General features: G+C 70.7%; 18 protein-coding genes. 10 read left to right on the top strand and 8 right to left on the bottom strand.

Features of this window, described 5'->3' with window-relative positions; all coding sequences use genetic code 11:
• The first annotated feature begins 113 nt into the window (after positions 1–113).
• Positions 114–791, top strand: coding sequence for a glutathione S-transferase family protein (locus CDN99_RS16135; protein WP_088385909.1), 678 nt, complete (start codon positions 114–116; stop codon positions 789–791).
• 96 nt (positions 792–887) lie between these two features.
• On the opposite strand, the gene CDN99_RS16140 is transcribed toward CDN99_RS16135, so the two are convergent.
• A complete protein-coding gene (locus tag CDN99_RS16140; RefSeq protein WP_088385910.1) occupies positions 888–1,397 on the bottom strand; it encodes a GNAT family N-acetyltransferase in 510 nt (169 codons plus the stop codon).
• 388 nt (positions 1,398–1,785) lie between these two features.
• A complete protein-coding gene (locus CDN99_RS16145) occupies positions 1,786–4,668 on the bottom strand; it encodes a polysaccharide deacetylase family protein (RefSeq protein WP_088385911.1) in 2,883 nt (960 codons plus the stop codon).
• Positions 4,669–4,823: 155 nt separating this feature from the next.
• Between CDN99_RS16145 and purB the strand changes: the two genes are divergently transcribed.
• Positions 4,824–6,191, top strand: a complete 1,368-nt coding sequence (gene purB, locus CDN99_RS16150; protein ID WP_088385912.1) for an adenylosuccinate lyase — start codon at positions 4,824–4,826, stop codon at positions 6,189–6,191.
• 203 nt (positions 6,192–6,394) lie between these two features.
• Here the strand turns inward: purB and CDN99_RS16155 are convergent, their stop codons facing one another.
• Positions 6,395–6,970, bottom strand: coding sequence for an outer membrane beta-barrel protein (locus tag CDN99_RS16155; protein WP_088385913.1), 576 nt, complete (start codon positions 6,968–6,970; stop codon positions 6,395–6,397).
• A 373-nt stretch (positions 6,971–7,343) separates the two neighbouring features.
• On the opposite strand from CDN99_RS16155, the gene CDN99_RS28275 reads away from it, so the two are divergent.
• Together CDN99_RS28275 and CDN99_RS29750 are read left to right on the top strand one after the other, a co-directional pair.
• Positions 7,344–7,808: a hypothetical protein gene (locus tag CDN99_RS28275; RefSeq protein ID WP_141100825.1), complete on the top strand. Its 465-nt coding sequence runs from the start codon at positions 7,344–7,346 to the stop codon at positions 7,806–7,808.
• Positions 7,786–8,109: a type II toxin-antitoxin system RelE/ParE family toxin gene (locus CDN99_RS29750; protein WP_088385914.1), complete on the top strand. Its 324-nt coding sequence runs from the start codon at positions 7,786–7,788 to the stop codon at positions 8,107–8,109. Before CDN99_RS28275 ends, CDN99_RS29750 begins: the two co-directional genes overlap by 23 nt.
• 135 nt (positions 8,110–8,244) lie before the next feature.
• Here CDN99_RS29750 and CDN99_RS16165 read toward each other — a convergent pair whose 3' ends face one another.
• The 3 genes from CDN99_RS16165 to CDN99_RS16175 form a co-directional block, all read right to left on the bottom strand.
• A complete protein-coding gene (locus tag CDN99_RS16165) occupies positions 8,245–9,555 on the bottom strand; it encodes an ATP-binding protein (RefSeq protein WP_088385915.1) in 1,311 nt (436 codons plus the stop codon).
• Entirely contained in the window at positions 9,555–10,265 is a 711-nt protein-coding gene (locus tag CDN99_RS16170; RefSeq protein ID WP_088386143.1) for a winged helix-turn-helix domain-containing protein, read from the bottom strand. The genes CDN99_RS16165 and CDN99_RS16170 overlap by 1 nt, the downstream gene beginning before the upstream one ends.
• A 96-nt stretch (positions 10,266–10,361) precedes the next feature.
• On the bottom strand, positions 10,362–11,132 hold the full coding sequence (locus CDN99_RS16175) for a GNAT family N-acetyltransferase (RefSeq protein WP_158218859.1): 771 nt from the start codon (positions 11,130–11,132) through the stop codon (positions 10,362–10,364).
• Positions 11,133–11,250: 118 nt separating this feature from the next.
• Here CDN99_RS16175 and pyrF point away from each other — a divergent pair, with 118 nt between their 5' ends.
• Positions 11,251–12,102 carry an orotidine-5'-phosphate decarboxylase gene (pyrF, locus tag CDN99_RS16180; RefSeq protein WP_088385917.1) on the top strand — a complete coding sequence of 284 codons (852 nt, stop codon included), beginning with the start codon at positions 11,251–11,253 and terminating at the stop codon, positions 12,100–12,102.
• Between the two features lie 225 nt (positions 12,103–12,327).
• The gene (locus CDN99_RS16185; protein WP_088385918.1) at positions 12,328–15,579 is read left to right on the top strand and encodes a PAS domain-containing hybrid sensor histidine kinase/response regulator; all 3,252 of its coding nucleotides are present in this window, start codon (positions 12,328–12,330) and stop codon (positions 15,577–15,579) included.
• A 328-nt stretch (positions 15,580–15,907) separates the two neighbouring features.
• Here CDN99_RS16185 and CDN99_RS16190 read toward each other — a convergent pair whose 3' ends face one another.
• Both CDN99_RS16190 and CDN99_RS16195 read right to left on the bottom strand, forming a co-directional pair.
• Positions 15,908–17,719 carry a hypothetical protein gene (locus tag CDN99_RS16190; protein ID WP_158218860.1) on the bottom strand — a complete coding sequence of 604 codons (1,812 nt, stop codon included), beginning with the start codon at positions 17,717–17,719 and terminating at the stop codon, positions 15,908–15,910.
• A 119-nt stretch (positions 17,720–17,838) separates the two neighbouring features.
• Positions 17,839–19,005 (bottom strand): SPFH domain-containing protein, encoded by a 1,167-nt coding sequence (locus CDN99_RS16195; RefSeq protein ID WP_445677777.1) that lies wholly within the window; start codon positions 19,003–19,005, stop codon positions 17,839–17,841.
• 302 nt (positions 19,006–19,307) lie between these two features.
• On the opposite strand from CDN99_RS16195, the gene CDN99_RS16200 reads away from it, so the two are divergent.
• From CDN99_RS16200 to ypfH, 4 genes are read left to right on the top strand one after another with little or no spacing between them, the layout of a single operon-like run.
• Positions 19,308–20,018, top strand: a complete 711-nt coding sequence (locus CDN99_RS16200; protein ID WP_088385921.1) for a response regulator transcription factor — start codon at positions 19,308–19,310, stop codon at positions 20,016–20,018.
• A gap of 10 nt (positions 20,019–20,028) precedes the next feature.
• Entirely contained in the window at positions 20,029–22,185 is a 2,157-nt protein-coding gene (locus CDN99_RS16205; RefSeq protein WP_088385922.1) for a sensor histidine kinase, read from the top strand.
• Between the two features lie 55 nt (positions 22,186–22,240).
• On the top strand, positions 22,241–22,579 hold the full coding sequence (locus CDN99_RS16210; protein WP_088385923.1) for a thioredoxin family protein: 339 nt from the start codon (positions 22,241–22,243) through the stop codon (positions 22,577–22,579).
• Between the two features lie 16 nt (positions 22,580–22,595).
• The gene (gene ypfH / locus CDN99_RS16215; protein WP_088385924.1) at positions 22,596–23,297 is read left to right on the top strand and encodes an esterase; all 702 of its coding nucleotides are present in this window, start codon (positions 22,596–22,598) and stop codon (positions 23,295–23,297) included.
• Positions 23,298–23,299 lie beyond the last annotated feature (2 nt).

Raw genomic sequence — 23,299 nt, forward strand, 5'->3', positions numbered from 1 at the left:
CACCTCGCGTGCCCGGCCCTGCGCCTGGCCGGGACTTCCGTCCACCGCCGGCCCTGGCTCCTACACTCGCCGCTTCCTTCATCGCCCGCGCTCGCGGGCCAAGGACTCCAGCGATGAGCGCCTCCCCGCAAGACCACGCCGGCTCGCCCGCCGACGGCTATGTCCTTTACGGCACGCAGGGCTCCGGCTCGGCGATCGTGGAGATCGGCCTGCAGCGCTGCGGCGCGCCGTTCCGCGTGGTGCACGCGTCGTCCTGGGAGGACCGCTCGGCGCAGGACGAGCTGCGCGCGCTCAATCCACTGATGCAGATCCCGACGCTGCGCACGCCCGAGGGCGCGGTGCTGACGGAGAGCGGCGCGATCCTGATGCATCTGGGCTTGCGTTTTCCGCAAGCGGGCCTGCTCGGAGACAACGATCCCCGGCGGGATCAGATCCTGCGCGGCCTGGTCTACATCGCCGCCAACTGCTACAGCTGCATCAGCGTCATCGACTATCCGCGGCGCTACACGACCAGCGAGGATCAGGCGCAGCATCAGGCGATCGTGCTGGGCACGAAGTCCCGGCTGCATCGTCATTGGGAGCTTTTCGCGGACATGTTCCCGCCGTCGCCCTGGCTGAGCGGGGCGCAGCCCGGCGCGCTGGACCTGATGGCCGTCATCGTGTCGAAGTGGTCGGGCTCGCGCCCGCACCTGGAGCAGCACCGGCCCGAGTTCTTCGCGCTGCTCAAGCGCATCGAGGCGCTGCCCGAGGTCGCGGACGTGTGCGCGCGGCATTGGCCGCCGGCCCGCTGACATCGGCATCGGCATCGGCATCGGCATCGGCTTCGATCAGCGCAGGCATCGGCCGCAGGCCGACGTGTGGGGAATCCCTGGCGGATCCCGAGGGGCTCAAGCCGCCTGATATCGCGGCAGCAGCCGCACGTGCGTGTAACGGGCCGGGCGCTCCACCGGCTCGCTCTGCAGGTCCACCGGCGCGAAACCGCAGCGCGTCCAGAACGCGGCCGATCCAGCGCTTTCGCAATTGACATGCAGGCGGCTGAAATGCCCTTGCGCGCTCGCCAGCACCGCGTTCACCAGCCGGTGTGCCAGCCCATGCGCGCGCCAGTCGGGATGAACGTAGAAGCGCCGCATGCGGCCAGTGCCCGGACGACCGGGAGGCGGCTCGACGTTGAGCCCGCCCACGGCGATCACCAGGCCACGCGCGTCGAACCAGGCCCACAGCGATTCGCCAGGCTGCTCATAGCGGTTGGCGCCGCTGCGCCATTCGTCCATCAGCCGGCGCAGCATGTGCCAGCCCTCGGCCTCGCTGGCCGCCAGCAGCGGCGCCCAAGCCAGGGGATCGATCTGATGCACGCGGATCAGGCGCGGTGCGACGCCATCGGAAGCCAGGAGATCCATCGAACGAAGCGGTAACCAAACGTCAACCGAGCGGAAAAAAACGGATTAAGCAGCAAGCCCATCGCGCCCTGCATCAGGGACAACCCGGCTGGCCTTTGCTCCCTTTGACGCCGCTGGTTCCACCTGCCTTCTGTCCGGATCCGCATGGGAGAAAGATTCTCCCGGCTGCGCCACGAAAGCCCTTCCCCCCATACACCGACATGTCGGCGCACCTCATCGACTCATCGGACGCATCGCCGAGACATCGGGCACCTCATCGATCTATCGGACGTGTCGCCGACATATCGCGCACGTCATCGACGTGCCGGGCGCTTCATCGGCATGTCGGACGCCTCACCGATACGTCGGCGTGTGTCCTCGGTTCCTTTCACGCGGTGGAGGGAGAAGCTCAGCGCGACGGCTCGGGCTTCCTCGCGCTGTCCGGATGCTCGACCCACGCCTTCAGCTCTGCGGCACGCGGGTGCTTGGGCGACAGCTCGATGAACGCGCGGTACGCCGCCTGCGCCTGGGCGTCCTCGCCGGCTCGCAGCAGCGCGTCGCCGAGGTTCAGGTGCGCCAGCGCGCGGCTGCCGTCCATCTCGATGGCCTTGCGGTACCAGCGCGCGGCCTCGGTGGGTTTGTCCCGCTTGTAGTAGATGAAGCCCAGGTTGTTGGCGGCCAGCGCGAACCGGGGCTGCAGCTTGAGTGCCTCGGTGAAGGCGGCTTCGGCCTCGTCGTAGCGGCGCTCCTTGTAGAGCTGCAGGCCGCGGTCGTTGGCGCGCTGCGCGGCCACGCGCGCGCTGGCCGGGGCCGGCGCGGCGCTGGTCGCGATCGCGGTGTCGCTGCCGTCCAGGCCCTTGAGGGTGACCTGCACCGAGGTAGCGCTCGCCGCCGTTGCGCCGCCCGGCGCCGAAGCCGACGCGACGGTAGCGGCGACGGGCTGCAACTGCGCGTTGCGCGCCTCGTCCGCCTGCTTGGCCAGGGCGCTGGCCTTGGCGTCGAGCTGGTTGCTGTCGCCGCTGAGCGCCTGCTCCTGCGTCGACGCGAGCTCGAAGATGAACTCGCCCCCCTCCGACCCCGGCAGGCTGCCGAAGGCCGGGGTCTGGTGCGCGATCGCGGACACGGCCGGCGCGACATACGCGGCCAGCTCGGTCGCGGTGATGAGGCCGTCGCCGTTCAGGTCGGCCTTGCCGGACAGCGCCTGAAGCAGCGTCCAGGTGAAGACCGAATGGCCGCCGGGGCCGTCGTCGGCGACCTGCTGGTCGGCGCCGCCGGCCGTCATCATCTGGCGGCCCATGCGGCGCGCGTTGTCGCGCACGAAGTTGTTGCCGCCCACCGGGCCGCCGCGCGTCAGGCCCAGGCCCGAGTAGCAGGCGTCGATGACGAAGAACGCGTGCTTGGCGGGCAGCGCCTCGCTCAGCTCCTGCAGTTGCGGCATCGCGATGGCGTCGGTCTGCAGGTCGTCGGTGCCGGCATCGACCGGGATGATGTAGCCGACGTCGCGCCCGCTGGGCAGCTTGCGCGTGCTGCCGTGGCCGGCGAAGAACACGAACACGCGGTCGTCGCGCTTGACCTTGCCGTCGGGGCCCTTGCGCGTCATGGCGTTGAGCGCGCGCAGGATGTTGGCGCGTGTCGCGTCGCCGTCGGTCAGCGTGGTGACGTTCTCCGGCCGGAAGCCGAATTGCGTCTGCAGCGTCTCCTGGATCGCGCGGGCGTCGCGCACTGCGTGCTGCAGGCGCGGCCAGCTCTTGTACTGGTCGATGCCGATCACCAGCGCGACGCTGTCGCGATAGAGGTTGGCGCCGGCCAGCTCGGGCGCGGCCGCGGTGTCGGCGGGCGCGTCGACCGGCACGATCTTGCCGTCCTTCCAGGCCGCGAAGCGGTAGCCCTCGGCCTTGAGCTGGTCCAGCACCAGCGGCAGCGCCTCGACGGTGCGGGCGTGGATGTCATGGAACAGCACGATGCCGCGCTGCTGCTTGCCGAGCTCGCCCAGCACGCGCGCCGCGATCGACTTCGGGATCGGATCGGACCAGTCCAGCGAGTCGACGTTCCACATCATCGAGCGCAGCTTCAACGCCTCGATCGCGCCGAGCGCCGCGTCGTTGCGCGCGCCGTAGGGGAAGCGGAACAGCGCCTGGCCGCTGCGGCCGGCGGCATCGAGCAGCGCCTCGGTGGAGCTGGCCTCCTGCCGGACCTTGTCCAGCTCGAACTTGGACATCACGCCGTGGCTGAAGCTGTGGTTCGCGATCGGATGACCGGCCGCCAGCACGCGCTGCGCGACCTGCGTGCCGGGGCCCGGCTTGACCTTGCCCTGCGCGTCGACGCTGCCGAGGTTGCGGCCCAGCTCGAAAAACACGGCCGGCGCCTGGTAGCGCTTGAGGATCTCCAGGATCTCGTCGGTGTAGCGCGGGTGCGGGCCGTCGTCGAAGGTCAGCAGCACGGTCTTGGGCGGCAGTTGACGGCCGAAGAACTCGCGCTCTTCCTTGGTCGGGCCGCGCGTGGCCGGCGTGCCCGGCGTCGAGGTCTCGGGCGGCACCGTGATCTCGGTGATGGTGGGCCGGGCCTGCAGGTCGGGCAGCACGGTCGCGTAGTCCTTGAGGATGCCCTCGCGGGTGTAGACCGCCTTGAGCTTGGCGACGTAGTCGGTCCACTTCTCGCGCTTGGGCACGATGCCCCGTTGCGCGAAGCGACCGAAGGTGTCGCGCAGCTCCTGCGCGTAGGCCTGCTCGATCTCGGCCAGCACCGTCAGGTCCTCGCCGGCGCGCTTGGCCAGCTTCAGGCCGGCGATGCTCTGCGAGGTGGAGAACTGCTGCGCCAGCTGGGTCAGGAACTCCTTGAACGCCAGCCGGTCGGCGTCGAACCACGACGGCTCGCCCTCGATGCGGTCGAGCAGGTCGGACAACGCGGCCAGGCCGGCGGGATCGGTGCTGCGGCCGGCGGTGGCGGCGAGCGCGGTGATGCTCTCCTGCATGTCATGGAACAGCATCAGGCCGACGGCGTGCACGGCCTCGCGATCGGCGGGCTTCATGGCGGCCTCGCCGTCCATCAGCACGATCATCTGGCGGTAGCGGCCGAGCAGGTCATCGCTCTGCTTGAGCAAGGTGGCGCTGACGGCCGGGCTGGCGGAGGCGGCCTCCACTGGCGCGAGCGGCTTGGGCGCGTGGTCCGAAGGCTTGCAGCTGACCAGCAGGCCCGCCACGGCGATCGCGCCGATCAGCGCCACGCGCGGCCGCGTCGTGGTCCTCGAATCCGCGCCCCGGACAGCCCCGCGGCGAATCGTCTTCTCCCCCATGCCTACCCTCATGCCTACCCTCATGCCTTCCTTCTTCCCTCTGGAGCTCGATCGTGAACGCGGGAGCCATTGTGACCGCCTCCGGCGACCCCCTCTGTAGAATCCACGGGTTTGCCCCACCCTCACGCGGCCGGACCGCCCGGCCGCCGCGCGCCATGAATCTCTCCGCCCTCACCGCCCTGTCGCCCCTGGATGGACGCTACGCATCGCGCATGTCCGCGCTGCGTCCGCTGCTGTCGGAATTCGGCCTGATGCACCGCCGCGTTCAGGTGGAGATCGAGTGGTTCATTGCCCTGTCGGACGCCGGTCTGGCCGAGTTCAAGCCGTTGCCCGCGGCCTCGCGCGAGTTCCTGCGGGCGCTGGTGACCGACTTCTCCGAGACCGACGCGCAGGCGATCAAGGACATCGAGAAGACGACCAACCACGACGTCAAGGCGGTCGAGTACTGGATCAAGCAGCAGTTCGCCGGCAAGGCGGACCTGGAAGCGGCGGGCGAGTTCGTCCACTTCGCCTGCACCAGCGAGGACATCAACAACACCAGCCACGGCCTGATGCTGAAGGCTGCGCGCGATCAGGTGATCCTGCCCGCGCTGGACCGCGTGATCGGCAAGCTGACGGAGATGGCGCAGGCGATGGCCGCCGCGCCGATGCTGAGCCGCACGCACGGCCAGACGGCCAGCCCGACCACGGTGGGCAAGGAGATCGCCAACGTCGTGGCGCGCCTGCGCCGCGCCCGCGCGGTGATCGCGGACGTGAAGCTGCTGGCCAAGATGAACGGCGCCGTGGGCAACTACAACGCGCACCTGTCCGCTTATCCCGAGCTGGACTGGGAAGCCTTCAGCCAATCGGTCATCGAGCGGCAACTGGGCCTGACCTTCAACCCGTACACGATCCAGATCGAGCCGCACGACTACATGGCCGAGCTGTTCGACGCCGTCACCCGCGCCAACACCATCCTGGTGGACTGGTCGCGCGACGTGTGGGGTTACGTGTCGCTGGGCTACTTCAAGCAGCGGACCAAGGCAGGCGAGATCGGCTCGTCGACGATGCCGCACAAGGTCAACCCGATCGACTTCGAGAACGCCGAGGGCAATTTCGGCCTGGCCAACGCGGTGCTGACGCACCTGAGCCAGAAGCTGCCGATCTCGCGCTGGCAGCGTGACCTGACGGACTCCACCGTGCTGCGCAACATGGGCGTGGCGCTGGGCTACGCGCTGCTGGGTTACGACTCGCTGAGCAAGGGCCTGGACAAGCTGGAGCTCAACCAGGGCGCGCTGGACGCGGACCTGGACGCCTCGTGGGAAGTGCTGGCCGAGCCGATCCAGACGGTGATGCGCCGCTACGCGCTGCCCAACCCGTACGAGCGCCTGAAGGAGCTGACCCGCGGCAAGACGATCACGCGCGAGTCCCTCCAGACCTTCATCCAGGGCCTGGAGCTGCCCGAGGCCGAGAAGCAGCGCCTGCTGGCGATGACGCCGGGCAACTACACCGGCAAGGCCGAGGCGCTGGCCAAGCGGATCTGAGGATCCTTCCGCCTCCCTCACGATGATCGGGCCCTCGCGGGCCCGATCCTTTTGGTGCTGCTTGTGGATGAGCGCCCGCCGCATCGGTCATGCGACGAAAAAAGGCAGTGCATTGCTGCACTGCCTTGTCGCTTTCCGGTATTCGGGAGTTGGGGGATGTCGCGTAGGAGCTGCCCGGAAAGCGCCGATGCCGGGTCAGGACATCAGAACTGGTAAGCCAGGCCCAGGCCGACGCGGTCCAGCTTCTTGTCGAAGCCGTTGGCGCTGGGCATGTTGTTGAAGCGGGTGGCCTCGGCGCGAAGCGTGACGTTCTTGGTCAGCGCGTAGTCGACGCCCACGCCCATCTTCAGGCCGGTCTTGTGCGTGTCGCTCAGGCCGCCGTCGAAGTTGCGCTCGGCGTAGGCCAGGCCGACCTTGCCGTAGACGCCGAACTTGTCGCTCAGCGGGGCGCGGGCGATGCCGTCCAGCGAGTAGACCTTGTTCTTGGCGCTCACGCCGTTGAAGTTGGCCTTGCCCAGGTCGGTGTAGGCGGCTTCCACGGCGAAGTTCTCATTGAACTTGTAGCCGCCGAAGATGCTGTAGCTGTCCGTGGTGCGCTTTTGCGAATTGCCGTCCACGCGCTGCGTCGACTTGGCCACGTCACCACCGATGTAATACGGCGTCTGCGCATCGGCGCGCGCCAGACCCGAGCCCAGGGTCAGCGCCAGCGCCGCGGCGGCCAGCAGGCCAGCCTTCTTGCCGTTGATCGAGGTGCGGGTGTTGTTGTTGTAGCGGTTCATTCGAAACTCCTTCAGAGCTGTTGATCGATGTCGTCCGTGGGCTCAGGGCTCGTTCGACATGGGGCTCATTGTGGAAATTCGACGCCGCCGCGTCTGTGGCGCGAGTTGGGGCCTTGTGTGACGGTTGATGACAGCCGGGGGCGGGGCGCTTGACGGTGCTTCACGTGGGGCCGAGCGCCTGCCCGCATCACAGCTCGCCTATTTTCGAAAGACCTGCACAAGTCAAAACGCCAATAGTCAGGGTCATAGGCGAGAGTCCTGCGTTCGGCCACGATAGCTCCGTCCATGCCGCCGATGTCGAACGAGCGGGTGGGGCACTCGGCCTATGCTCCCGCACTGAGCCCTGCAGCCTTCACCCGCCCTTCATCGCGCCATGGACACCACCGGATCTCCGCCAACACCCATCGACGAACCCACGCTGCGCGCATGGGCCGCTTCGGGCAAAACGCTGCGAGCCGAAGCCGTGGCCCATGGACGCGTCTGGCATCTGTGGCTGCTGCGAGCGGACCGCAGCTACCGCTTGACATCGCCGAATGGTGCGCCGCGCATGTTCCGGACACTCGAAACCCTCGCGAGACGTCTTCTGGAGCTGAACATCGTGGATCTCAACGTCATTCATTCACCATCCACCGACCGGGTCGCATTCAGGCGAACGCCGATCGAACCCTCACAAGCGGACGACTTCGATCAAGCGGCTTGGGACGCATGGTTCAAGGAACAGATTCTTCTGTCTCTCAGGGACAAAAGGCCTGGCACGGACTATCGGCAGGTCTGGCAGGAGACGCGCGACAGGATCCGTAGCGCTGGGGGACGTCATGTCCGCCCAAAGAAGCCTTGAATGGAGTCCCCGGGCGCTAGCTGTCTACGACAGGTTCATTGATGAACTCTCGACCGCGAACCCGATCGCAGCCGAGGAGTTCAACGATGAAGTCTTCGAACGGCTATCCATGGTCTTGACCTTTCCGAACCTCTATCGCGAATCGAGTCGTGTTGCAGGTGTCAGAGAGATGGTCGTTCGACCGAACTACTTCATCGTCTACCGATTGACACGCACCAAAGTTCGCATACTCAACTTCGAGCACACGCGTCGGAATTGGCCGAAACCGCCCCGGCCATCTACTGTCCGACGACGGAAATGAAATGCGGGTGACCCGTCGGACCGCCATCCCGAATGGCTTTCAGGATGCTTTGCCAGGCGCTTGGCGGTTTCACTTGGCTCGGCGGCTCAAACACCTGCTTTCGCAGGCGCTATGGGCGCTCCAACCGAGTCCTTCTCACCCCACTGGCCAATACAACAACAACCGCGCCCCACCCAACCTGGGCGCCTCGCCCAGGCGCGCATGGCCGCCGTGGGCTTGCGCCACGTGGCGCACGATCGCCAGGCCGAGGCCGAAGCCCCGTGTGCCGCGCCCCTTGCGCTCCAGGCGCTTGAACGGCTCGAACGCCGCCTCGCGCAGCGCTGGCGGCACACCTTCCCCGTCGTCGTCGATCGCGAGCCACAGTTGCCCCGCCTCGACCCAGGACGACAGCAGGATGTTGCCCTTCGCGTATCGCGCCGCGTTGCGCAGGCCGTTGCGGATCGCATAGGGCAGCAGCCGCTCGTCGAAGGGCAGCGACGCCGGCAGCCGCAGGTCCGTGTCGAGCGCCTTGCCGTCGAGCAGCGGCGCCAGCGAGCGCGCTTCCCTCGTCAGCATGTCGCCCAGGTCCCCCGCCGCCAGTTGCGGCTGCAGCGCGCCCATGTCCAGGCGAGCGAGCGTCAGGCTGGCATCGATGAGCTCGTCGAGCTCGTCGATGTCGCGCTCGCAGGCCTGCACCGCCGCCTCGCGGGCGTTGCGGTCGTCCTCGTCGACGAGCGCGTCGACCGCGAAGCGCAGCCGCGCCAGCGGCGTGCGCAGCTCATGCGAGACCGCGCCCGTCAGTTCCCGCTGCGTCGCCATCGCGGCGGCCAGCCGCTCCAGCATCGCCCGCGTGGCCGCGACGACCGGCGCGAACAGGCGGCTCTTGAGCGCCGGCATCTCGGTGTCGAGCCGGCCCGCGCTCAAGCGCTCCGCCGCGCGTTGCAGGCCGCGCAGGTCGCGCCACAGCGGTCGCAGTTGCCACCACGCCAGGATCGCCACGGCCAGGGCCAGCACCACCGCCACGCCGAGCTGCGCCGCCAGCTCCTTGGGCAACTCGCCGGCGCGCTTGGAGTCGAGCGGCCCCAGTAGCAGCAGTTGATCGGGCTCCCCGGGCAGCGCCGCGTAGATGCGGCGATTGAAGCCGGTGACGAGGATCTCCCCCCGGCCCAGGCGCGCGCGCTGGTCGTTGCTGAGGTTGGCGAGGTCGGTGCGGATCAGCCGCACCGGATAGTCGAATTGCGCGTCGAGCTCCCGCACCCGCTCGCGCCGTGCCGGTGGATCGAGCGGCGACAGATCCCGCACCAGCAGGTCGACGGTGCCGCGCATGAAGTTGCGGACATAGTCGTTCGTGACCTCGGAGGCGCCGATCAGCACCAGGCCCTCGACCAGCAGCGCCAGCGCCAGCACCGCCAGCCCCAGGCCCAGCGCCATCCGCAGCAGCGACGAGCGCAAGGACAGCGCGGCCATCAGTCGATCGCGAACAGATAACCCTGCCCGCGGACCGTCTTGATGCGCGTGGGCGACTGGGCGTCGTCGCCGATCTTTTTACGCAGCCGCGAGATGCGCGCGTCGATGGCGCGGTCCAGCCCGTCGAACTCCAGCCCGCGCAGGCCCTGCATGATGTCGTCGCGGCTGACGACCTGCCCGGCGCGATGCGCCAGGTAGTTCAGCAGCTCGTACTCCGCCGTCGTCAGCGGCACCGGCTCGCCGTTCACGCGCAGCTCGCGCGACTGCGGCAGCAGCGTCAACGGGCCGAAGTGCAGCGCCTCGCCGACCGGCTGCGCGACCGGCAGCGCGTCGCGTCGCAGCAGCGCCTTGAGCCGCGCCAGCAGCACGCGCGGCGCGACCGGCTTGGTGATGTAGTCGTCGGCGCCGCCTTCCAGACCGAGCACCTGGTCGATGTCGTCATCGCGCGCCGTCAGCATGACGATGCGGCCGGCGAAGTCCCGGCGCGTGTCGCGCAGCACGTCGAAACCGTCCTTGCCCGGCAGGTGGCCGTCCAGCAGCACGAGGTCGAAGGACTCCTGCCGCATCAGCGCCTCGCCCGCCAGGCCATCGCCGCACACCGTCACCACGTATTGCGCCTTGCGCAGCGCCTCCGCGACGAGTTGCGCCAGGCGCTCGTCGTCCTCGATCAACAGGATGCGCGCCGTGGCGGGCTGTGCGGGAATCTCCATGGCCGTGAGCATAGGCGAGGCGGTCCGCGCCTGCCTTCAGCCACGCTTAAGGGCGAAGCGGCGCGGGCCTGGCCCGCGCGGCGGAGCCGGCACCGCTCAGGCGCGGTCCGTCGGCACGTCCAGGCGCCAGCCGGCGGGCGTACGCACCGCCCGCAGCGACCCGTCCTCCGCCAGCGGCGCCCAACGCGCCGCCAGGTGATCCAGCGCCGCGGGCGTCATGTCGGTACGGCTGGCCATCACGCGCTCGATCGTCTCGGGCGTCAGGCAGGCCGGCAGCGCCGGGCGCGCCGGCCCTTGCAGCGCCGCCCGCCAGCGGAAACGCAAGGCCGCGATCTCTTCCGCGTCCGAGCGCCGCACCGGGTCGTGCCAGCTGTAGACCTGCGACGGCGTGTCGTGGGCCTCGGTCTGCCGCACGCCCTCGTCGGTCATGCCGATGGCCAGCAGCACGCGACCGGAGGCGTGGTTCTCCGGCGCCGTCGTGCCCATCAGGTCGCGTTGGCCCAGCACCTGCCGGCAGTAGTCGAAGGTGCCGGCCGCCGCTTCCCGCGCATAGCCGTGACCCCAGAAACGCGCGGGAAAGCCGTAGCCGATGTCCGGATGCGGCAAGCCGTCGCGCTTGATCACGCCGGCCAGGCCGATCAGTTCGCCGTCCTCCAGCCGCTCGACGGCCCAGAAGCCATAACCCAGCAGCCAGTAACGCGCTTCCAGCCGCTCGCGGATCCACACGGCCGCCTGCTCGTCGGTGCGCACCTGCGCGTCGTAGATGTTCTCGATCCAGGCCGGCTCGTTGAGCAGACCGCGCACGAAGGGCGCGTCCGCGGGACCGAACCAGCGCAGGCGCAGCCGCGCCGTTCTCAGGACTTCCATGCCGCCTCCCCGCGGTATGCCGCCCGCTGGCCCGATGCCCGCCATGCCGGGCCGGCCAGGCCGGCCGAGCAAAAGCGGGACAATACCGCACCCCCAGAACGCCCCATCCGGACCCTCCATGAAATTCATGCAGAAGCTGCAGGCCGCCGAGCGCCTGAACGATTCCCTGCTGTGCGTCGGCCTGGATCCCGACCCCGCCCGGTTCCCGACCCACTGGAAAGGCGACGCGGGCCGCATCTACGACTTCTGCGCCGCCATCGTCGACGCCACCAAGGACGTCGTCAGCGCCTTCAAGCCGCAGATCGCCTACTTCGCCGCGCACCGCGCCGAGGACCAGCTGGAGCAGCTGATGGCCCACATCAAGCGCAACGCGCCGCACGTGCCGGTCATCCTGGACGCCAAGCGCGGCGACATCGGCGCCACCGCCGAGCAGTACGCCCGCGAGGCCTTCGATCGCTACCAGGCCGACGCCGTGACGCTGTCGCCCTTCATGGGCCGCGACAGCATCGAGCCCTACCTGCGGTATCCCGACAAGGGCGCCTTCCTGCTGTGCCGCACCTCCAACCCGGGCGGCGACGATTGGCAGATGCAGCGCCTGGCCGACGTCCCCGGCCAGCCGCGCCTGTTCGAGCACCTGGCCCGCCTGGCCCAGGGCGACTGGAACCTGAACGGCCAGCTGGGCCTGGTCGTCGGCGCGACCTATCCGAAGGAAATCGAGCGGGTGCGCGAGCTGGCGCCCGACCTGCCCTTCCTGGTGCCCGGCATCGGCGCGCAGGGCGGCGACGCGGCCGCCACCGTCGCGGCCGGCTGGCGCAAGGACGCGGGCACGGTGATCGTGAGCTCTTCCCGCGCGGTGCTGTACGCCGCCTCCGGCGAGGACTTCGCCGCCGCCGCCCGCCGCGTCGCCCAGGCGACCCGCGACGCCCTGCGCCCGGTCTCGCCCGCTGCTTCCCAGGCGATCCCCGGCTGATCTCCGGCTGATCCGCCGGCCGGGCCCGGCCCCGGCCGGCCGCCAATTAATTGGCAGAAACCCCGAGCGCGCACCGAATCCCACCTGTTTGGGGTTTCCGAGGCTCTTCAGTTCCCCCGCCGCTCGCCGAGACTGCGTTACCGGACGTTTCATTCCGGGCCGCCGCGATCCGTCGCGGACGCCCCGTGATCGAAGCGTCGAGGCACAACGTTGGGCACAGTCAGAGTGAGCAAGGATTCCCAGGACGATCTCAGCAGTCTGGTCGGGCACGAGCTGTCGCGAGGCGACCGCCTGCCCCCCGGGTTGCAATGGCGCGCGGCGCGGCTGTTCATCGCCGCGTGCGTGCTGCTGTCCGCGCTGACCGGCGTGATGCTGGCCTTCAGCGCCGCACCGACGGAGCCGCTCGGCGGCCTGGTCCCGCCGCTGCTGGCCTTGCTCTCCACCGTCACCGGCCTGGCGCTGCTGTGGCGCCTGCCGTCCGATCGCGGTCCCGCCGCGGTGATGGTCATGATGTGCCTGGCGATCGCGACGGCGGTCGCCGTGGCGGTGTCGCGCCAGCTCGGCCTGACCGCCAGCAGCCTGGGCATCATGGCCCTGATGGTGGCGCTGGGTACCAGCATGGTCGGCCTGGGCGCCGGACTGTCGCTGTTCGGGCTGGGCCTGGCCGCGCTGGGCGGCCTGGCGACGGCGGAGCTGGGCGGCTGGGTGCTCGCCGGCGGCGTGCCGGCCAGCCTGACCGCGCGGCTGCTGACCCAGCTGATGCTGCTGGTGGCCGGCCTGGTGGTGGGCCTGGGCACCGCCAAGCTGATCCGGCGCGCGATGCAGGAGGTCAACGAGCGCCATGCCCGCTTCCGCCACCTGCTCAACATGGCGGCCGACTGGTACTGGGAGATGGACCGCCAGTTCCGCTTCAGCCACCTCGCCGAGCACAACCCGGGCTCGTCCGGGCTATCGATGGAGGAGCGCCTGGGCCGCACGCCGTGGGAGATCGAGCACCTGGGCCTGTCCGACGAGGAGCTCGACGCGCACCGCGCCGACCTGGAGTCGCACCGGCCCTTCCGCGGCCTGGTGATGCGCCGCGCGGCCGAGGACGGCACGCTGCGCTACGTGTCGATCAGCGGCGAGCCGCGCTTCGACGCCAAGGGCAACTTCCGCGGCTACTGGGGCGTGGGTCGCGACGTCTCCGACGAAGTCCAGACCGAGCAAGCCATGCTCGCCACCGAGACGCGCTACCGCGAGCTGTTCCGCCGCTCGCCGTCGCCGCTGGTGCTGCATCGCTGGGGCCGGGTGATGGACGCGAACCCGGCGGCGATGGCCATGTTCGGCTACACCCAGCGCTCGAGCATGATCGGCCAGGATCTGTTCTCGCATTACGAGCCCGGTGACGAGGAACGCGCCCGCCAGCGCGCCGCCAAGATCGAGGCCCTGCCGGTCGGCGCGATGCTGCCGATGACCGAATTCAAGCTGCGGACCCTGTCCCGCCGCCGCCGCCTGGTGCAGGCCACCAGCGTGCGCGTGGACGCCGCCAGCGGCCCGGCGACGCTGTCCTTCTTCATCGACCAGACCGAGACCTCGCGCGCGCAGGACGCGCTGCGGCGTTCCGAGGCGCTGCTGTCGCACCTGTTCGCGACCAGCCCGGACGTCGTGACGCTGAGCGAGACCGCCAGCGGCCGCTATGTCATGGTCAACAAGACCTTCGAACTGGTCAGCGGATACGGCGCCGACGAGGTGCTGGGCCGCACCACCCAGGAGATGGGCATCTGGCAGGACATCGGCGAGCGCGAGCGGCTGCTCGAGGCGCTGCGGCTGCACGGCCGCGTCAGCGACATGTCGGCGACCTTCGTCAACCGGCGCGGCCAGTTGATCCCGATGCTGCTGTCGGCGGCGCCGTTCGTGATGGACGGCATGTCCTACCTGGTGGTGAATTCACGCGACGTGTCCGACACCGAGCGCACCCGGCTGGTCCATGCGGCGATCCTGGAGAACGCCTCGATCGGCATCGCGCTGACGCGCGACCAACGCTTCGTGCAGGCCAACCGGCTGGTGGAGGAGATGTTCGGCTGGCCCCTGGGCGGCCTGATCGGCCAGTCCGGCGGCGTGGTGTGGCCGAGCACGGAGGACTACGAGGCCGTCGGCCGCGACCTCGGGCCGCGGCTGGCGTCGGGCGAGCAGGTGGAGGTGGAGCGCCTGATGCGGCGCCGCGACGGCAGCCGCTTCCTGTGCCGGATCCTGGCGCGCGCGGTGGACCCGAATCACCCCAGCCGCGGCGGCACGATCTGGATCATGGAAGACGTGACCGACCGCCGCCGCGTCGAGGCCGCGCTGGCGCAGGCCAAGGACGAGGCGCAGGCGGCCAACCGCGCCAAGAGCGCCTTCCTGGCCAACATCAGTCACGAGATCCGCACGCCGCTGAACGGCCTGGTCGGCCTGGCGCGGCTGCTGCAGCAGCCCGACCTGCCCGTCGACACGCGCAGCCACTACCTCGACCAGATGGTGGACAGCGCGGAGAGCCTGTCGGGCCTGATGTCGGACATCCTGGACCTGTCCAAGATCGAGGCCGGCCGGCTGACGCTGGAGACCGTGCCCTTCGCGCTGCGCGACATGCTGGCGACGATGCGCATGGGTTACCTGACGCTGGCGCAGGCACGCGGGCTGGCCTTCGGCATCGACGTCGAGGATGCGGTGCCGGCCTGGGTCGTCGGCGACCCGGTGCGCACGCGCCAGATCCTCAGCAACTACCTCAGCAACGCGCTGAAGTTCACCGAGCAAGGCAGCGTCGCGGTGCGGGTGCGCCGCCACGACGAGCACCGCCTGCGCATCGAGGTCAGCGACACCGGCCCGGGCATCGCCGAGCCGATGCAGGCGCGGCTGTTCGAGCCCTTCACGCAGGCCGACGAGTCGACCACGCGCCGCTACGGCGGCACCGGTCTGGGCCTGTCGATCTGCCGTGAGCTGGCCGCGCTGATGGGCGGGACGGTCGGCGTGGACAGCCAGCCGGGCGCGGGCGCGACCTTCTGGGCCGAGCTGCCGCTGCCGGCCGCGCCGGCGCCGATGAGCACGCAGCGCCGCGCGCCGTCGGAGGAAGCGGAGCTGTCGGGCCGACGCATCCTGATGGTCGAGGACAACCCGGTCAACATGATGATCGCCGTGGCGATGCTGGAGCAATGGGGCGCCGAGGTCTCGCAGGCCAGCGACGGCAGCCAGGCGGTCGAGGCGGTGCACGCCGCGGCCAGCGTGGGCAAGCCCTTCGACGCGGTGCTGATGGACGTGCAAATGCCGGTCATGAGCGGCCACGAGGCCACCCGCCAGCTGCGCCAGCGCTACGACGGCGAAGAACTGCCCATCATCGCGCTGACGGCCGCCGCGCTGGTCCAGGAACGCGACGAGGCGCTGGCCGCCGGCATGAACGAGTTCCTCACCAAGCCGATCGACGCGCAGCGGCTGCGGCAGGTGCTGGTGAGGCTGACGGCGGATTGAGCGCCGCACGATGCGGCGCCGGTCGATCGCCGTTGCGCGCGGCCCTGGGTCGATGCAGGGCGCGGCCGCGCGACGCAATGCCGGGGCGGTACGAACCCGCCCCGGGGTCGGCCCACGTTTCCCCCCAAGCCAGCCCAGCCCAGCCCAGTCCAGCCCAGTCCAGTCCAGCCGAGCCGAGCCGAGCCGAGCCGAGCACGGGTCGGGTCGGGTCGGGTCAGGTCAGGTCAGGTCAGGTCAGGTCAGGTCAGGTCAGGTCAGGTCAGGTCAGGTCAGGTCAGGTCAGGTCAGCTCGGCCCAGGCCCAGGCCCGGCCCCGGCTCAGCTCAAGGTCACCGCAGGCTGAGCGTCGCGCCCTTCCACTCCGCCGCCTGCCAACGCTGGAACGCGCCCAGCATCGCGGCGTCGCCGGCCTGACGCTTCGTCTCCAGCGAGTCCAGATCGACTTGCTCGAAGCTCCGCCGATAACGCCCCTCCGCCCGCGCCTCGCGGGCCACCAGCACTTCCCGGCCACCGGGCACCCAGCCGGCGAACTCCGCGTAGCCCAAGCCCGGCTGCGCCGGTGCGGGCGGCAGCACCGACACCCGCCAGCCCTGCGCGGTCTTGCGCAGCAGCCACAGCTCGCGCCAACCGTCCGACGGGACCGAGGCAATGGCGATCGCATTGCCCTCGCGGTTGATGCGGGCCGACGCGGTCATCACCAACCCCCAGGCGCAGTGCCGCAGCAGCGCGCCCTTGCCGTCCTTGGCGCCGGGCCCCACCAGCGTCAGGCAGGTCTCGCCGGGCTGGCCCGGCTGCACGGTCAGGCTCAGCGCGCCGAGCGTCTGCTCGACCGGTCCCGCCGGCAGCGCCGCCCAGCGCATCGCGTTGCCTCGCATCGCCGCGTCGTTGTAGGCGGGCTGATCGTCCTCCGACAGCTCGGCCGGCACGATGCGCGCGAAGGCTTCCAGCGCGCGGCGTGACGCCGCCGACGACGCGTCCACCGACAGCGTGACCGTTGCCGCGCCTTGCGCCGCTTCGAGCGCAGGCAGCGCTGGCGCTCCACGTGGGGTCGCTGCCGCAGCGGCGGGTAAGTTGACAGTCGCGGTCGCGGTCGCGGTCGCTGTCGGATTCGGATTCGGATTCGGATTCGGATTCGGATTCGACGTCGGAATCGCCGAGGTTGCCCGCCCCACGCCCTGGGCACCCGCGCGGCGCGCGCGGATGAACGCCAGGCTGCTCCACACGCCCGACTGGCGCATCAGCACCCGGTTGCGCCAGTGCGTCGCCAACGCCGGATCCCTCAGGTCGACCTTGTCCAGGACGTCGGCGCGCCACTGGTCCCACTGCTCGCGCTGCGGCGGCGTGGCCGCGGGGTCGACGCAGTCGACACGCGTGAGCGCCAATGCGGCGCGCGCCTTCTGTTCCTGCTGGGCCGCGGGCATGGCGAGCACGCGTCGGAAGGCCTCACCGTCGTAGCAGAACTGCATCGCGCCGGCCTCGCGCTCCAGCGTGCGGAAACGCAGGCCGTAGCGGGCGGCGACGTCGAGCTGCGCGGCGACCTGCGTCTCGGTCGCCGTGGCGGGCATCACCCCGTCCGGACGCGCCTGCACGCGGGAAGCCCGGTCGGCCAGCCGCTCCGCCAGCGTGCCCATGGCGTCGAGCGCCTCGGCGCCGCCGGCGCCGTTGATCTGCGCCACGCTCGCCGCCTGCACATAGGCCGCCGCCAGGCCCAGGCCGAGCGACTCCGCGCCCGGCTGCTGCCGCACCACGCGCAGCGCGGCCAGCAGCGCGTCGGGTTGTGCCGCCGCGCCGTCCAGCGGCAGCAACGCGCTCTTGCGGACGAAGCCACCGCGCTCACGGCGGTAGTCATAGACCTGGAAGTGATCGGGCCGTTCGCCGCGGATCTCCAATGCCTCGCCGCGCCAAAGCTGGGCCTGCGCGGGCGCCGAGTCCCTGGCGGCGCCGCGCATCGCGGCGTTGTCCTGCACCACCAGCGCCGTGCGCGCCGGCGTGGCGCCTTCGGTGGCGGCCCGCTTGATCGGCGGCTTCGGCGCGGCGTCGTCGCCGGCATCCAGGGGGGCGGCGCTCGCCGAATGCACGCACAGCAACTGGACGGCGACCGCCGCCACCGCGGCGGCCAGAACGAGCTTCATGCGGCACATGTCGAACTCCTTGTCCGAGGCGTTCATCGAGGGTGAGGGAACGGTCGAGGTCGAAGTCGAAGTCGAAGTCGAAGTCGAAGTCGAAGTCGAAGTCGAGGCCATCGTCGGCCGTGGGCGCGTCATTGCGCGGCGCCTTCCGACGCGGTCTCGCCGCGCTCGTTGCGCGCGCCCAGCAGCGTCTTGCCGATGAAGCCGCCGTCCGCCGGAGGCGGCGCGATGATGACCTGCACCTTGTCCGACAGCTTGTCGGCCATCGCCTTCTGGATCAGCAGCGGATGGCGGCTCAGCAGCGCGCCTTCCGCGGCCATCTGGTCGACCGCGACCTTGCCGATGCGCGTCTGGCGATACGCCTCGGCATCGGCCAGCTTCTCGCGCGCCTTGGCCTCGCCGTCGGCCTCGATGCCGCGCGCCTGCGCGTTGCCCTCGGCCATGCGCACGCGCGCGACGCGCTCCGCCTCCGCCTCCAGTTGCCGCTGCTCGACCTGGCGCTGCTTGAACGGCAGCACGTGCTTCATCGCCTCCTCCTGTCCGCGCGCGGCGATGACCTGCTCGCGCGCGGCGGCCTCGGCGGCCGTCTCGCGGCGCACCTTGTCGGCGGCGGCCTCCAGCTCCGTCTGCTTGACCTGCTTTTCCTTCAGCTCCAGCGTGTAGCGCATCTTCTCGCTCGCCAGCCCCTCGGCCAGCAGGCCTTCCAGGCCCTGGCGGTACTCGGCCGGCAGGTCGACGTTGCCGATGTCCACGCCGCGCAGCACGATGCCGTCGGCGGCCAGCTTGCGGCGCAGCTCGCCTTCCAGCGCCGCCTGGATCGGGCCGCGCTGGGTCGAGAAGATCTCCCGCACCGTGTGCGTCGCGATCTGGCGATAGACGATGCCCTGCAGCGCCGGGGCGATCACGTCGGCCTCGATGTCGTCGGGCAGGCTGGTCGCCAGCTGCGCCAGACGCGCCGGATCGACGGTCCAGCGCACCGTCAGGTCCAGGCCCAGCGACAGCCCTTCGAGCGACTGCAGCGGCGCTTCGCCGTTGGCCCGGGCGAAGCGCGTGGGGTGATAGCTGCGATCCCGCAGCGGCAGGTCGCGCACGTCGTGCAGGCCGGGGATCACGAGCAGCGAGCCGGTCCGCGCCTCGGCCACGCCGCCGGTGAGCGCGTTGGTCCGCAGGCTGACCTCGCCGCGCGGCACCTCATGGATCGGCGGGTGCGCCACCAGCAGCGCCACCGCGCCGGCCACCGCCGTCAGGCCCGCCAACCAGGGCAGCGCGCGGAGCAGCCCGCCGGCGGCGCCCTTCATCGAAGCGCCGATGGGAGCGCCGGTCGGGGCGCCGAAGCCATCGGCGCCGGCGCGCCGCGAGAAGCCAGGCAGCCGAGCCTTCAGCCGCGCGGCGGCGTTGCGGATCGATTGCAGGCGGTCGTTCATGAGGTTCTCCAGGGGTCCCGGGATCGGGTGTGTCGATGGCGCTCATGGTCCGGAGACGGCGCGGAAGCCTCAATGCGGGCGGACGGCGGCTCCCTTCACGGTCCGGAAGAAAGCTTCACGGGGTCCCGCGCCCGACGACGCGTCGCGGCGCGCGGCGCTGTCCATAATCCGGCGCCATGGTCACCCCCAGAAACAAGGTCGCGGTCATCGAGGACGACCGCCCCACCAGCGAGCAACTCGCCGGATGGATCCGCGCCGCGCGGCCCGAACTGCAGGTCGACCAGTGGTTCGACCGCGACGCGGCCGAGGCGGCCCTCGCCCGCGAGCAGTACGAGATGGTCGTGCTCGACATCGAGCTCGGACGCGAGCGGCATGCCGGCGTCGCGTTGATCAACGCCATCAACAAGCTCAACGCGGGCACGCCGGTGCTGGTCGTCTCGGCCATGCCGGCGGCGATCTACCGCGGCATCATGAAAGCGCTGGACGCGTGGGACTACCTGCAGAAGACCAGCTTCGACGAGGCCGAGTTCATCGACACCTTCCTCGACATCCTGCGCGCCGCCCGCGCCCGTGAGCCCGCCGCGCCGGCGCAGGCCGCGCCGGACCCGCTCCGGCTCGACCCGCTTTGGCAGCGCAGCCCGCTGTGGAAGGGCCAGCGCATCAACCTGCCGCTGACCGCGCAGCGCATCCTGGCGACGCTGTACCAGCGCGCGCCGCAGGTGGTGTCGTATGAAGAGCTCTACGACGTGGTCAAGAGCGGCCGCAGGCGGGACAACGTGCGCAAGCATGTGTCGACGCTGCGCGAGGCGTTGAAGGAGGTCGATCCCGCCTTCGACGCCATCGAGAACGTGCCGATGCGCGGCTTCCGCTGGTCCGGCCCGCGATGAAGGCCGGCGCATGAGGCTCGGCCCCGTCGAGCTGCCCGCGCTGACGGTGCCGCGGCTGGGCCTGGCGGCGTTCCGGCGCCGCGCGGTCGTGCACCTGGCCTTCCTGCTGCTGGCGGCGGCCACCCTGGTGCTGGCGCTGACGGTGCTGACCGACCAGAAGCAGCGCGCCTACCAGCGATATGCGCAGGGCTTCCGGCAATCGCTGGCCGAGATCGTCCTGCAGCTGCGCCATCCCAGCGGCCAGCTGGCCCTGCTCAACCCGGGCATGGGCGCGGGCGACCGCGACGGGCAGGCGCCGGTGCTGCTGCCCTTCGCCGCGATCGACTTCGACGATCAGAACAAGGCCCAGCGCGCCATCGAGATGGCCGGCTGCGGCCTGCGCTGGCCCGACGGCGCGAGCCTGTGCGCCGCCGTCGGCGCCAACGCCTATGCCGGCGGGTTCCTCTACCTGGTCGGCAGCCTGGAGAGCGGCCCGCTGATCGGCCGCGAGCATGGCGCGCTGGACCTGGCCGGCGTGCACCGCGCGCGCGTGACGCTGAAGCTGCGTGGCACGACGCAGACCTGGGTCGCGCCATTCGAAGGCACCGCCGCGCCCAGCGGCGCGCAGCGCGGCCGCCTCACCGGCTTCGTCGGCGAAGGCCCGCAGTTGCCCGGCAAGGCGCGACCGGTGCGCGAGTTCCGCGGCTGGCTCTGGCGCGAGGGCCCGTGCGGCGAGGCGGCCTCCGGGCCGGACTGCGCGCGGCGCACCTTCTATTCGATCCGCCTGCCGGTGGAGGCCTTCCAGGCGGCGCTCTTCGAGAAGCGCCAGCCCGTCTGGCCGCCCGCGGACCTGGACCAGGCGCGCGTGCGCGTCGAGCTGCTGGGCCCTTCCCCGGAAGGCTCGGCACCGCCGGTGCTCTTCGACAGCGCCAGGCCGGGCGCGTCGCTGGCGCTGTCGCTGGACCGCATCGGCGCGGCGCTGCAACCCGGCGAGACACTGCGCATCGAGAAGTCCGGGCCGCGTCCGCAGACCATCGCGGAGCGCCGCGGGCCGGAGCTCTCGGAGCGCGCGCTGCCCTGGTTGATCCACGTGATCCGGCGACTGCCGGTCGAGGGCTTCGGCGGCGAGACCGATGGCAAGACCGGCGGGCGGGGCTCGGCGGAGGTCCGCTGGCTGGACGCCGCCGACGAGGTCGCCACGCCCACGGGCCGCTACCGGCTGGTGCTGCGCGGCGACCTGCGCAGCCTGGATCGTCAGCTGGCGCTCGAGGCCCGGCCGCTCGCGTTGCTGGCGACGGCGATGCTGGCCGCCGTGGCGGTGGCGTGGCTGATGGTGGAGCTCGGCCTGATCCGCGGCATCGCGGTGCTGACCAAACGCGCGGCGGCGGTCTCGTACAACATGCAGGACGCGCGCGCCGAGCAGCGCATCGGGGAGCTCGACGTGACCGACCTGCGCGGCCGCGACGAGCTGGGCATCCTGGCCGGCAGCCTGGCCGACGCGCTGCAACGCGTGAAGGACGGGCTGCGCCGCGAGCAACTGCGGGCCGAGCGCGAGCGCGAGATGTGGCACGCCGTCGGCCACGAGATCATGTCGCCGCTGCAGTCCCTGATGCTGCTGCATGGCGGCGCCGACGACCCCAGCCACCGCTACGTCCAGCGCATGCAGCAGGCGGTGAAGGTGCTCTACGGCAGCGCGCCGCCGAGCGAGGCGCTGGCCTCGGCCAACCTGCATCCGGAGGTGCTGGATCTGGCCGCGTTCTGCCGCGAGGTCGCGGCCAACGCGCATTACGCCGGCATCGCCGACGTGAGCTTGCGCACCACGCTGCCCGAGCCGCTGCCGGTGCGCGCGGAGGCCTATGCGCTGGAGGACGCCGTCACGCACGTGCTGCGCAACGCCGACCGCTACCGGCCCGTGGGCACGCCCATTGCTCTGACCCTGGAAGCCGGCGAGCCCGGCGCGGTGCTGCTGCGCATCCACAACCAGGGGCCGGCCATCGATCCGGCGATGCTGGACAGGATCTTCGAGTACGGCGTCTCCGATGTCGCGCCCGAGGCCTCCGGCGAGCGCCGGGGCCAGGGCCTGTTCGTGGCCAAGACCTACCTGGCGAAGATGGACGGCGGCATCCGCGCGTTCAACGTGCCGGACGGCGTGGTGTTCGAGATGACCTTGCGTCTCGTCGCCGCCTGAGGCCGTCCCGGGGGAGCATCGGCCCCACCTGCTGTCGCGATTGAAAGGAGTCCCCATGCCATTGAATCCCCATTACGCCCTGACCGAGCCGATCCGGGACGCCGTCGACACGCTGTCGGTGGAAGGACCGGTACTGGTCGAGTTCGGCGCGCCGTGGTGCCCGCATTGCATCAACGCGCAGCCGCTGCTGGAGCAGGCCTTCGACGGCGGGCACGAGAACGTGCGCCACATCAAGGTCGAGGACGGCAAGGGCCAGGCGCTGGGCCGGTCGTTCAAGGTCAAGCTGTGGCCGACGCTGATCTTCATGCGCGGCGGCCAGGAAGTGGCCCGGCTGGTCAGGCCCACCAGCGCCACGGACATCCGCGACGCCTTGCTGCGCATCGACGACGCTTGATCGACAATCCCGCCCCATGACTCAAGCCCATGTGCTGCTGCCCCAGGACGGGCCGCCCGATCTGATGTTCGTGCTACTGCACGGTGCCGGCGCCGACGGCCAGCAGATGCGCCCACTGGCCGAGGCGCTGCATCGCCAGTACCCGCGCGCGGCGTTGGTGCTGCCCGACGGCTTCGAGGCCCATGACGCCGTGCCGGGCGGCGGCGCGGGCTTCCAGTGGTTCTCCGAGCAGGGCGACGACACGCTGCGCGCGCTGCGCCTGGCGGCCGCGGTGCCGTCGTTGATCGCGATGGTGCGCGGCTTGGCGGACCGGTTCGACCTGGCGTGGGAGCGGGTCGCGCTGGGCGGCTTCTCGCAGGGCGCGATCCTGGCGCTGGAGGCGCTCCAGCAGGAGGAGGCGCTGGCCGGGCGCGTGCTGGCCTTCGCAGGCGCGTATGCGTACTGGCCACAACACGCGCCCAAGGACGTGAGCATCCACCTGCTGCATGGCAAGGACGATGCTGAGCTGCCTTATGCGCCGCTGCTGAATGCGGCGCGCGAGCTGATGGCGCTGGGCGCCGACATCACCGCGGACGTGCTGCCGCATGTCGGGCATGAGCTGCATCCGCAGTTGATCGAGCGCGCGATGGAGCAGCTGCGGACGTTCATCCCGGCGCGTCTGTGGCGGGAAGCCGTTTTGACGGCCGCCGAGCAGGACAAATCCGACCCCCGCCACTGAGC

The sequence above is a fragment of the Roseateles aquatilis genome, assembly GCF_002205645.1.
GTDB lineage: Bacteria > Pseudomonadota > Gammaproteobacteria > Burkholderiales > Burkholderiaceae_C > Roseateles > Roseateles aquatilis.

Excerpts from the sequence above, each read along its gene's own strand:
- CDN99_RS16155 (WP_088385913.1), bottom strand. The coding sequence starts at position 6,970 with ATGAACCGCTACAACAACAACACCCGCACCTCGATCAACGGCAAGAAG.
- CDN99_RS16190 (WP_158218860.1), bottom strand. The coding sequence starts at position 17,719 with ATGTGCCGCATGAAGCTCGTTCTGGCCGCCGCGGTGGCGGCGGTCGCC.
- CDN99_RS16135 (WP_088385909.1), top strand. The coding sequence starts at position 114 with ATGAGCGCCTCCCCGCAAGACCACGCCGGCTCGCCCGCCGACGGCTAT.
- pyrF (WP_088385917.1), top strand. The coding sequence starts at position 11,251 with ATGAAATTCATGCAGAAGCTGCAGGCCGCCGAGCGCCTGAACGATTCC.
- CDN99_RS16165 (WP_088385915.1), bottom strand. The coding sequence starts at position 9,555 with ATGGCCGCGCTGTCCTTGCGCTCGTCGCTGCTGCGGATGGCGCTGGGC.
- purB (WP_088385912.1), top strand. The coding sequence starts at position 4,824 with ATGAATCTCTCCGCCCTCACCGCCCTGTCGCCCCTGGATGGACGCTAC.
- CDN99_RS16140 (WP_088385910.1), bottom strand. The coding sequence starts at position 1,397 with ATGGATCTCCTGGCTTCCGATGGCGTCGCACCGCGCCTGATCCGCGTG.
- CDN99_RS16175 (WP_158218859.1), bottom strand. The coding sequence starts at position 11,132 with ATGGAAGTCCTGAGAACGGCGCGGCTGCGCCTGCGCTGGTTCGGTCCC.
- CDN99_RS28275 (WP_141100825.1), top strand. The coding sequence starts at position 7,344 with ATGGACACCACCGGATCTCCGCCAACACCCATCGACGAACCCACGCTG.
- CDN99_RS29750 (WP_088385914.1), top strand. The coding sequence starts at position 7,786 with ATGTCCGCCCAAAGAAGCCTTGAATGGAGTCCCCGGGCGCTAGCTGTC.
- CDN99_RS16210 (WP_088385923.1), top strand. The coding sequence starts at position 22,241 with ATGCCATTGAATCCCCATTACGCCCTGACCGAGCCGATCCGGGACGCC.
- CDN99_RS16205 (WP_088385922.1), top strand. The coding sequence starts at position 20,029 with ATGAGGCTCGGCCCCGTCGAGCTGCCCGCGCTGACGGTGCCGCGGCTG.
- CDN99_RS16195 (WP_445677777.1), bottom strand. The coding sequence starts at position 19,005 with ATGAAGGGCGCCGCCGGCGGGCTGCTCCGCGCGCTGCCCTGGTTGGCG.
- ypfH (WP_088385924.1), top strand. The coding sequence starts at position 22,596 with ATGACTCAAGCCCATGTGCTGCTGCCCCAGGACGGGCCGCCCGATCTG.
- CDN99_RS16145 (WP_088385911.1), bottom strand. The coding sequence starts at position 4,668 with ATGGGGGAGAAGACGATTCGCCGCGGGGCTGTCCGGGGCGCGGATTCG.
- CDN99_RS16170 (WP_088386143.1), bottom strand. The coding sequence starts at position 10,265 with ATGGAGATTCCCGCACAGCCCGCCACGGCGCGCATCCTGTTGATCGAG.
- CDN99_RS16200 (WP_088385921.1), top strand. The coding sequence starts at position 19,308 with ATGGTCACCCCCAGAAACAAGGTCGCGGTCATCGAGGACGACCGCCCC.